This window comes from Roseburia sp. AM16-25 (assembly GCF_003473825.1).
Lineage (GTDB): Bacteria > Bacillota > Clostridia > Lachnospirales > Lachnospiraceae > Pararoseburia > Pararoseburia lenta.
In genome coordinates this window covers 218,627-228,796 of sequence record NZ_QUCW01000004.1, presented here as the reverse complement: position 1 = coordinate 228,796, position 10,170 = coordinate 218,627, and the positions used below count along the sequence as shown (strand labels likewise).

Sequence of the window (10,170 nt, the reverse complement as noted above, 5' to 3'; positions counted from 1 at the left end):
GAAGGCATCGGACTCTGCCGTACAGAGCATATGTTCTTTGAAGAAGACAGAATCGCAGCATTCCGTGAGATGATCTGTTCTGATACAGTAGAAGAAAGAGAAGCAGCACTTGAGAAGATTCTTCCATATCAGCAGGGAGATTTCAAGGCTCTTTACGAAGCATTGGAAGGATGCCCGGTTACCATTCGTTTCTTGGATCCACCTCTTCATGAGTTCGTTCCTACAGAGGAAGCAGACATCAAGAAGTTAGCAGATGCTCAGGGCAAGACTGTAGAGCAGATCAAGACAATCATCGATGGACTCCATGAGTTCAACCCAATGATGGGTCACAGAGGATGCCGTCTTGCTGTTACTTATCCTGAAATCGCCAAGATGCAGACAAAGGCTGTTATCCGCGCAGCAATCGAAGTTCAGAAAGAGCATGCTGACTGGAACATTAAGCCTGAGATCATGATCCCACTTGTATGTGAAGTGGAAGAATTGAAGTATGTTAAGAAAGTCGTTGTTGAGACAGCAGACGCTGAAATTGCAGCAGCAGGCGTCACATTAGAATACGAAGTTGGTACTATGATTGAGATCCCAAGAGCAGCACTTACTGCTGACGAGATCGCTAAGGAAGCAGACTTCTTCTGCTTTGGTACAAACGATCTGACACAGATGACATTTGGATTCTCTCGTGATGATGCCGGTAAGTTCTTAGATGCTTACTATGACAAGAAGATCTTTGAGAACGATCCATTTGCTAAGTTAGACCAGACAGGTGTTGGTAAGTTGATGGAGACTGCTATCAAACTTGGTAAGCCAGTCAACCCGGCACTTCATGTTGGTATCTGTGGAGAGCATGGTGGAGATCCTTCTTCCGTTGAGTTCTGCCACAAGATCGGTCTTGACTATGTATCTTGCTCACCATTCCGTGTACCTATTGCACGTTTGGCAGCAGCACAGGCAGCTATTGCTAATAAGTAATTGCGGATTCATATGTAATTTATCTCCCTACCGTATGGTGGGGAGATATTTTTTTAGAAACCTCTTGACTTTACCGCACTAATGTATTATCCTGTCACTATATTAAAACCGATGATGCAGACGAGTATAGCATTTGGAAGTGCACAGAGAACTGTTGGTGGTGGGATAACAGTGGTGAAAGGGTGCTAGAATGGACTGCAGAGGGCGAACTGAAAGCACAGGCGAGTAGGGGAGACGTGGGATGCACGTTACAGCAGATTATGTATGTTGGTACATAAATGAGGGTATTCTGTCCGAAGCAGGATGAAATTAGGTGGCACCGCAGGAGTATAACTTCTGTCCTATGTATTTAGGACGGGAGTTTTTTTGTTATGGCAACGAGGAAAATACACGCATTTATATGGTGTATTTGACGACCGCTAATCAGATCAGGTAAGCGCACACTCTCATTCCATGTAAATAAATTTCGCAAAGCAAGGAAAGGAAGAAACATGAACAAGACAACAATTCCCTACAAGATTTATCTGGATGAACAGGAGATGCCAAAGCAATGGTATAACGTTAGAGCAGATATGAAGAAGAAACCTGCACCACTCTTAAACCCTGCAACCTTGCAGCCTATGACCGTTGAGGATCTGGAAGCGGTATTCTGCACGGAACTGGCAAAGCAGGAACTGGATGATACGACAGCGTATTTTGATATCCCGGAAGAGATCCGGAATTTTTATAAAATGTACCGCCCATCGCCTTTAGTAAGAGCCTATTGCCTGGAGGAAAAACTTGGCACACCGGCACATATTTACTATAAGTTTGAGGGCAACAATACATCCGGCAGTCACAAGTTGAACTCCGCCATAGCCCAGGCATATTATGCTAAGAAGCAGGGTCTGAAGGGCGTGACGACAGAGACCGGAGCCGGACAATGGGGAACAGCACTTTCCATGGCATGCTCTTATTTTGATCTGGATTGTCAGGTCTATATGGTGAAATGTTCTTATGAGCAAAAGCCATTCCGCCGGGAGGTAATGAGAACCTATGGTGCGACGGTAACACCTTCCCCTTCCATGACAACGGAGATCGGAAGAAAGATCAATGCAGAATTTCCGGGAACGACCGGAAGTCTGGGATGTGCTATTTCCGAAGCAGTCGAGGCTGAGACCAAGCAGGAAGGTTACCGATATGTGTTAGGCTCCGTTTTGGCACAGGTTTTGTTACATCAGTCTGTCATTGGTTTAGAGACCAAAACAGCTCTGGATAAATATGGCGTCAAAGCAGATGTTATCATCGGATGCGCCGGAGGCGGTTCCAATCTGGGCGGTCTGATCTCCCCATTTGTGGGCGAAATGTTAAGGGGCGAGAATGATTACCAGATCATCGCAGTGGAGCCGGCAAGTTGTCCGAGCCTGACAAGAGGTAAATATGCATATGACTTCTGCGATACCGGAAAGGTTACCCCGCTGGCAAAGATGTACACCTTGGGAAGTGAATTTATTCCGTCTGCCAACCATGCCGGTGGCCTGCGTTATCATGGCATGAGTTCCATCGTATCCGAATTATACGATCAGGGATTGTTGGAGGCCCGTTCCGTAGAGCAGACTGAAGTCTTTAAAGCAGCAGAGCAGTTTGCCAGAGTGGAGGGTATTTTACCGGCACCGGAAAGCAGCCACGCCATCAAGGTTGCTATTGATGAAGCCCTGCGCTGCAAGGAGACCGGAGAAGAAAAGAATATTGTCTTTGGCTTGACGGGAACCGGTTACTTTGATATGGTGGCATACCAGAAATACAATGACGGCGAGATGGGCGATTACATCCCGACCGATGAAGAACTGGCAAAATCATTGGCTGACTTACCACAGACCTAAAATATTTGTAGGAAAATCGTAAGATTTCACGGAGAAAAAACGAGGAAAAAGCATTGATGATCTTGATAAAATAGAGAACTCACCAATGCTTTTATTCTTTGTGTTATGATGGATAAAAAGTACATGACACGAAAGGAACAGGTATGCAATACAGAAAAAATTTGATCATGAAAAATGGACAGGCGGCAATTTTAAGAAGTGGAGTGGCTTCTGATGGGCAGGCAGCGCTGGAAGTTTTTAACCTTACGCATGAAGAAACAGATTTCCTTCTATCTTATCCGGATGAGTCCTCTATGGATGCTGAACAGGAAAGCGAGTTTTTGGAAAGAAAAACAGCAAGTGCAAATGAGGTGGAAATCCTTGCGTTGGTGGGAAATCAGGTGGTAGGAATGGCAGGGATCGATGCTGTGGGCGCATGTCACAAAGTCAGCCATCGGGCAGAATTTGGTATTTGCCTTGTAAAGGAATACTGGGGACTGGGGCTTGGAAAGGCTATGACAAAAGCCTGTATCAAGTGCGCCGAAGAGGCTGGCTACGCACAGTTAGAACTAAATGTGGTTGCGGACAATCAATCTGCCATCCGCTTATATAAAAAAATGGGATTTGTGGAATATGGACGCAATCCCAAAGGTTTTCGTTCGAGAAGGAGCGGCTATCAGGAACTGATCTATATGCGCCTAGATCTGGAGGGATAGGTTTTTTCATTAAGAACCAATCTGATCAATTTTTCTGTATTTGTTGTATGAGATGAGTAGAATATTACTATCGCAACTATTTCAAGGAGGTGCCAATATGAATATTCGTCCATCAGCAGCAATCCGCCAGAACTACAGTAGCCTCTGTCTACGCCGACATGGAATATCGGTAGATTTATAAATTCTCCGGTGCAATCCAGTTGTCATCGATCCCGTCATGCAGCCAGGTATTGTCTGCCTCTGCGTAATCATCGACCAGTAGGTATTGAAACTTGCTGGTCGTTTTTAGTGCGTCATAAACGTAGGATAGGGGAACGCGCGACCGGTTGTTGGTCGGAGATCCCGGGTCACCTAGGAGAATCGTGTCATCCGTGGGGTTATAGAGGCAGAGCGTCACATAGTGACCCGGAACTCTTTGCCAGAGTTTGTCATCATTGGCACTGCTGACGAGGGCGATGGTCATCTTGCTGGTCTTTACCTGCTTTTGAAAATCTGCATAGTCGTTCGCCTTATAATACACATCGCAGTCCATTCCCATATCTCGAAGAATGACTTTCATATTGCCCCAATCCAAAGCTGCGGATGCCTTGGTAGGAGCATAGCCGGTTTCCTTATAGGCATAATCGTAGACGTCAAGGGGAGAGCAAGTGTAAGGCGAAAGGGTACTATAGACATTGGCAACACAGCAGAAACCACAGCCAAAACCACTGAAATACTGTCCCTTGGCGTATTTCTGACACCATTGGCCAGACCATGTGGCACCGGCGCTCCAGGCACGGTGTCCCTGTAAAAAGGTGTAGACCTGGTCTTCGGAAAAAGGAGCAATATCATCGAGAGAAATCTCTCCGGTTATGATTTTGTGGTTGTATTGATAGGTCTGGGAAACAATGCCGGCATACAGTGAATCTGGCAAGAAATCCTCGGCAGCGTTTACATTTTGTGCATGCAGATGCGGTATTTTTTCTTCCAAATGCTCATGGAAAATAAGAGTAAGAGCGATGGTGGCGACGCAGAGAAGTATGCTGATTGTATTTTTTATCTTCATGTGTTTTTCTTTCTGTTAAAATGTGTTTTGGTTCAGTAATCTATGATAGCACAATGTGCATGGGAATACTACCGGGTCAATAGTGAATCATAAACATAGGGGCGTGCATGAGTGCTTATGATGATATTTTCCGATGCAGATAATCCCGGATAGAGTCTTTAAGTATACATTATGTTTATTAAGTAAATCAATCATATAAAATGAATATTCTTTTTGTATCTTTAAGATGTTAAAATAATAAAAAAACAGGCAGGAGGTTTTTATTATGGATATTCGACAGGCGATTGGCTTTATCACCGGAAAAGCAGCAAAACATCCATATCCGGAGCATATGCAGGATGCAAGAAAGATCGCAGCAGACGGTATTGTGCTGTTGAAGAATGAGGGGGATCTATTGCCGCTGGCTGAAAAAGAACTGGCACTTTTTGGGGCGGGCGCAGTGGATACCATTGTGTGCGGATCCGGCTCTGGTTATGTTATGGCACCTTATACGATAAATGTCATGCAGGGATTGGAAAATGCAGGCATTCAAATTACATCAAAAAACTGGTTAAAGCGTTATCAGGAGGCCAGTAAAAAAGCAAATAAGGAAGATAAGACTTTGTCCAAACTGGATCGGTCATGGTCTGGCCTTAGCATTCTGATTGATGATATTGAAGTGACAGATGCAGATATCAAAGAAAGTAGTAGTGCAAAGACGGCGCTTTATGTTGTCCGAAGAAATGCCGGAGAGAATCATGATCGACGTGCAAAAAAAGGGGATTATTATCTGTCTGATCGGGAAATGGATAACATAAAAAAGATTGCAGCATCCTTTGAACATACCATTATCGTACTGAATACCTGTGTGATTGACGCTAATTTTATCGAGGAGATCGAAGGAATTGATGCGGCACTTCTTTTAGGACAGGCAGGTATGGAGGCCGGAAATGCGCTGGCAGATATTCTGACAGGAAAAAGCAGTCCATCCGGTCATCTGACCGATACCTGGGCCAAAAATTACCAGGATAATCCGGCAAGTGCTACTTTTGGTTCCAATGACGGCAACAATCTGCAGGAAGATTACGTGGAGGATATCTTTGTCGGTTACCGCTATTTTGACAGTTTTGGCGTAGAGCCGCTTTATCCGTTTGGCTATGGACTTTCTTATGGCAAACCGGAGTATGAACTGGTGGAGATCGCAGCAGATTGGAAAGAGGTCACATTAAAGGTTAAGGTAAAAAATGTTGGCCCTATAAGATCACGTTTTGTGGCACAGGTCTATGTGAGTGCACCAAATGGTAAACTTTGCAAACCATATCAGGAATTAAAAACTTATGGTAAGACGAAAGCACTTGCAGTAGGAGAAGCAGAGGAACTTACCCTTAAAATTCCAACGGAATCTTTAGCAAGTTATGATATGGAAACCGCAGCTTTTATCATGGAAGCCGGAGATTATCTGATCCGTCTGGGAAGCGATTCTAAGAATACGGCAGTGGTGGCATTACTTTGCCTAGATGCGACAGCAAGACTGCGTCAGGTAAGCAATCAATTGCAGGCAGATCATGAGATGGATGTCCTTACGACACCACAGGCATGTATAGAACGTGTACAAAAGGAAGCGGCAGAAGCAAGAACACGGGCAGAGAGCGGAAACTTGAAAATGATCCAACTATCAGCGGCAGATTGTCAGACTGTTGACGGTGCAGCCAAGCCGGTTGCAAAACGCGTTTCCGGCAAAGGCAATGCCAAGGCTACTTTTATCGATGTTGTGGAAAAACGTGTGCCTATGGCTGATTTTGTGGATTCCTTGGACGAGGAAGTGCTTTTTCGTCTGGTAGCAGGTGCAGCTGACGAAGTGCCACATTCTGTTCCAAAGAGAACCAACAGAAAGTATAAGCCGGTAGGTGGTCCGACTTCTTCCGGCTCTACCACGGCATTGTATGTAGATTCTCTTGGTATTCCAAACTGGAAAGTGACGGATGGTCCGGCGGGCTGTCATCTGCCGTTTATGGGCGTGACAGGATATCCGGTAGGTATGGTTCTAGCACAGACATGGGACAACGACCTGTCAGATCTGATGGGAAGTGGCATTGGAAAAGAGTTGGAAGCATACAGCCATAGCATTATTTTAGGTCCTGGTATGAACATTCACAGAGATCCTTTAGGCGGTCGTGCCTTTGAATATTTTTCTGAAGATCCGCTTCTTTCCGGTAAAATGGCTGCTGCCATGACGATCGGTGTGCAGAAGACACCGGGTGCAGGTGTTTCCATCAAACACTTTGCAACAAACAATCAGGAGGAGGATCGAACGCAGGAAAACAACACGGTGACAGAGCGGGCGCTGCGTGAGATTTATCTCCGTGGTTTTGAAATCTGCGTGCGCGAAGCAGATCCAAAGACAGTGATGACCAGTTACAACTGCTTAAATGGCACGCACACATCATCAAGTTATGAACTGATCACAAATGTGCTGCGCGGTGAGTGGGGATTCCGAGGACTGGTTATGACAGACTGGGGTTCAAAGAGTCAAAAACATCTTGACCTTGCAGCAGGAAATGATCTGATCATGGGAGGATACCGCAGCCAGTTTTTAAAGGTAGCCGTACACGGAACGCCGGCAGAGTTTGCAGACAACGGCTATGTGCGTGAACAGGAATTTAAGGTCTATGGTGGATTCTTTAAAAATGTAGTTGAGTTCTGGAATGCCTTTGAACCGGATGCACAAGGCCCAGACTGGGTCGCAACGACGGTTGCTCCTGGTGTGGAACTTTCCGACAAAGTGCAGAAAAAAATAGAAGAAGGAATCGCTACGGTGACAGAAAATGCAGACGGAAGTAAGACGGTTACTTATCGCGGTTACAACAGAGGACAGTATCTGGATATGGAGGATGTCAAGACCTGTGCTACAAGAACTTTAGAGCAGTTGGCGGATTCGGTATCTTATCGTCTGATGACCAAATAAAGTTCTTCCTTGCGGTGTGCCTTGTGCTGTGGTACTATCTCTATGGTAAATATTAACATTCAGCATAAGGGATAGAGAAATGAAAACAAAAAAATTATCAACAAAACAGTTGACGGTATTAGGACTCATGATCGCAGTTTTGGTACTTATGTCATACACGCCGCTAGGATATCTTAATATCGGACCACTTGCGATCACATTTAATATGATTCCGGTGGCAATCGCAGCCATTGCCTGTGGCCCATTGGGCGGAGCCGTGCTTGGAGCCGTATTTGGACTGACCAGTTTTGGACAGTGTATCGGTATCGGTGGTGTCAGTGCCATGGGGGCAACACTTTTTAGTATTAGCCCGGTACTTGCTTTTATCCAGCGTTTTGTACCAAGATTTTTAGATGGCTGGCTTTTGGGCTATCTGTTCCGTTGGCTTCGTAAAGCAACCAAGAATACGACACTGGCCGGCTATATCACAGGTTTTTTGTCCGCCTTTTTAAACACGGTATTTTTCATGGTGGCATTGGTTGTTCTGTTCGGAAATACAGACTATGTGAAGAATCTGATCGGTGGACGTAACATCATCGTATTTATCTGTGCTTTTGTAGGTGTCAATGCCATCTGTGAGATGATCTCTGCAACCATTTTAACAGGTGTGATCTCCGTAGCACTCAAAAAAGCGCGGCTGATCTTACAGGAAGAAAAATAGCGCATAAAGTGTGTCACAATTGAAAAAAGTTATTGGAAAAAGCCATCCAGTGTCGATTTTGTAATCGTGGCACTGGATGGCTTTTGGCATACAAGGGCTAGAAAGCATGTTAAAATCTATTAGTTGTCGGCAGCGTCATCATCGCTCATGGCGTAGACCTGACGTTTACGTGCCATCTCATCACTTTCGAGATATTCGTCGTAGGTTGTGATCTTATCGATGATCTGACCATTTGGCATGATCTCGATGATACGGTTTGCGGTAGTCTCTACAAACTGATGATCGCGGGAAGAAAAGATTACAACACCCGGGAACTTGATGAGACCGTTATTTAAAGCTGTAATGGACTCCATATCCAGGTGGTCTGTCGGCTCGTCGAGCATGAGGACGTTGGATGCTTCGATCATCATGCGGGAGAGAAGAACACGCACCTTTTCACCACCGGAGAGGACGCGCATCTTCTTGACACCATCTTCACCGGCAAAAAGCATTCTGCCAAGGAAACCGCGGACATAAGTCGCATCCTTGATCTCGGAGAACTGTGTCAGCCAGTCTACGATGACATCATCGGTATCAAAGATCTCTGTATTATCCTTCGGGAAGTAGGACTGTGAAGTGGTCACGCCCCACTTATAAGAACCTTCATCCGGTTCCATCTCACCGGCAAGAATCTTGAAGAGGACGGTCTTTGCATGCTCATTTGCACCAACAAGAGCAACCTTGTCTTCACGGCGCAGGTTAAAGGAAATATGATCTAAAACAACTTCGCCGTCAATCGTCTTTGTCAGATTTTCAACGCTTAAGACTTCGTTACCGATCTCACGCTGTGGGCGGAAATCAATGTAAGGATATTTGCGGCTGGAAGGCTTGATCTCATCCAGTTCGATTTTTTCCAAAGCACGTTTTCTGGAAGTAGCCTGCTTTGACTTGGAAGCGTTGGCAGAGAAGCGGGAGATAAAGTCCTGTAATTCCTTGATCTTTTCTTCTTTTTTCTTGTTTGCTTCTTTCATCTGCTTCATCAGAAGCTGACTGGATTCATACCAGAAGTCATAGTTCCCGGCATACAACTGAATCTTGCCATAATCGATATCCGCGGTATTGGTACATACCTTATTTAAGAAATAACGGTCGTGGGATACAACGATAACGGTATTGTCAAAGTTGATCAAAAACTCTTCCAACCATGCGATTGCATCCAGATCCAAGTGGTTTGTAGGCTCATCCAAAAGCAGGATGTCAGGATTTCCGAAAAGTGCCTTTGCAAGAAGAACCTTGACCTTCTGGGCACCGGTCAGATCTGCCATGACAGAGTAGTGGAACTCCGGATCAATGCCCAGACCATTTAATAAGGTAGCGGCATCGCTTTCGGCATTCCATCCGTCCATGTCTGCAAACTCAGCCTCAAGTTCGCTGGCGCGGATACCGTCTTCGTCGGTGAAATCTTCCTTCATATAAATAGCATCTTTTTCCTTCATAATGTCATAAAGACGCTGGTTTCCCATGATGACAGTATCTAAGACCGTAAACTCATCATATTTAAAGTGATCCTGCTCCAGGAAAGAAAGACGCTGTCCCGGCGTGATGATGACATCGCCGCTGGTCGGCTCCAACTGTCCGGATAAGATCTTTAAGAATGTTGACTTGCCGGCTCCGTTGGCACCGATCAGTCCATAACAGTTACCTTCCGTAAATTTGATATTTACATCTTCAAAGAGTGCCTTTTTCCCTAGACGCAGGGTGATATTACTTGCCTGTATCATTTTTTACACCTCATAAATTTGCTAAATTTAAACACCGTCTACTATTGTATCGTACTTTCCTTATTTTGCAAGGATTTTCGGGATAAAATGTGCAGGAATGTACTTGATTTTAAACAGTGGGAAGTATTGATTTTTTTTTGTCAAAATCTTATATTATTGAATTAGAGACATTACGCATTTACTGCGCCCTTTTTGGTG

Annotated in this window: 7 protein-coding genes; 5 read left to right on the top strand and 2 right to left on the bottom strand. The window is 45.0% G+C overall.

Going from position 1 to position 10,170, the window contains the following annotated elements:
- The 3 genes from DW183_RS11115 to DW183_RS11105 form a co-directional block, all read left to right on the top strand.
- Positions 1-966 (top strand): putative PEP-binding protein (locus tag DW183_RS11115; protein WP_305793759.1); only part of this gene is annotated, 966 nt, incomplete at its 5' end.
- A gap of 491 nt (positions 967-1,457) precedes the next feature.
- Positions 1,458-2,828, top strand: coding sequence for a TrpB-like pyridoxal phosphate-dependent enzyme (locus DW183_RS11110; RefSeq protein ID WP_118282094.1), 1,371 nt, complete (start codon positions 1,458-1,460; stop codon positions 2,826-2,828).
- Between the two features lie 143 nt (positions 2,829-2,971).
- Positions 2,972-3,523, top strand: a complete 552-nt coding sequence (locus DW183_RS11105) for a GNAT family N-acetyltransferase (protein ID WP_118282091.1) — start codon at positions 2,972-2,974, stop codon at positions 3,521-3,523.
- 175 nt (positions 3,524-3,698) lie between these two features.
- Here the strand turns inward: DW183_RS11105 and DW183_RS12705 are convergent, their stop codons facing one another.
- A complete protein-coding gene (locus DW183_RS12705) occupies positions 3,699-4,568 on the bottom strand; it encodes a chaperonin (RefSeq protein WP_243069568.1) in 870 nt (289 codons plus the stop codon).
- A 265-nt stretch (positions 4,569-4,833) separates the two neighbouring features.
- Here DW183_RS12705 and DW183_RS11090 point away from each other — a divergent pair, with 265 nt between their 5' ends.
- Together DW183_RS11090 and DW183_RS11085 are read left to right on the top strand one after the other, a co-directional pair.
- Positions 4,834-7,512: a glycoside hydrolase family 3 protein gene (locus tag DW183_RS11090; RefSeq protein WP_118282088.1), complete on the top strand. Its 2,679-nt coding sequence runs from the start codon at positions 4,834-4,836 to the stop codon at positions 7,510-7,512.
- Positions 7,513-7,591: 79 nt separating this feature from the next.
- Entirely contained in the window at positions 7,592-8,212 is a 621-nt protein-coding gene (locus DW183_RS11085; RefSeq protein WP_118282085.1) for an ECF transporter S component, read from the top strand.
- Between the two features lie 119 nt (positions 8,213-8,331).
- On the opposite strand, the gene DW183_RS11080 is transcribed toward DW183_RS11085, so the two are convergent.
- The gene (locus DW183_RS11080; protein ID WP_118282082.1) at positions 8,332-9,972 is read right to left on the bottom strand and encodes an ABC-F family ATP-binding cassette domain-containing protein; all 1,641 of its coding nucleotides are present in this window, start codon (positions 9,970-9,972) and stop codon (positions 8,332-8,334) included.
- Between the last annotated feature and the right edge of the window lie 198 nt (positions 9,973-10,170).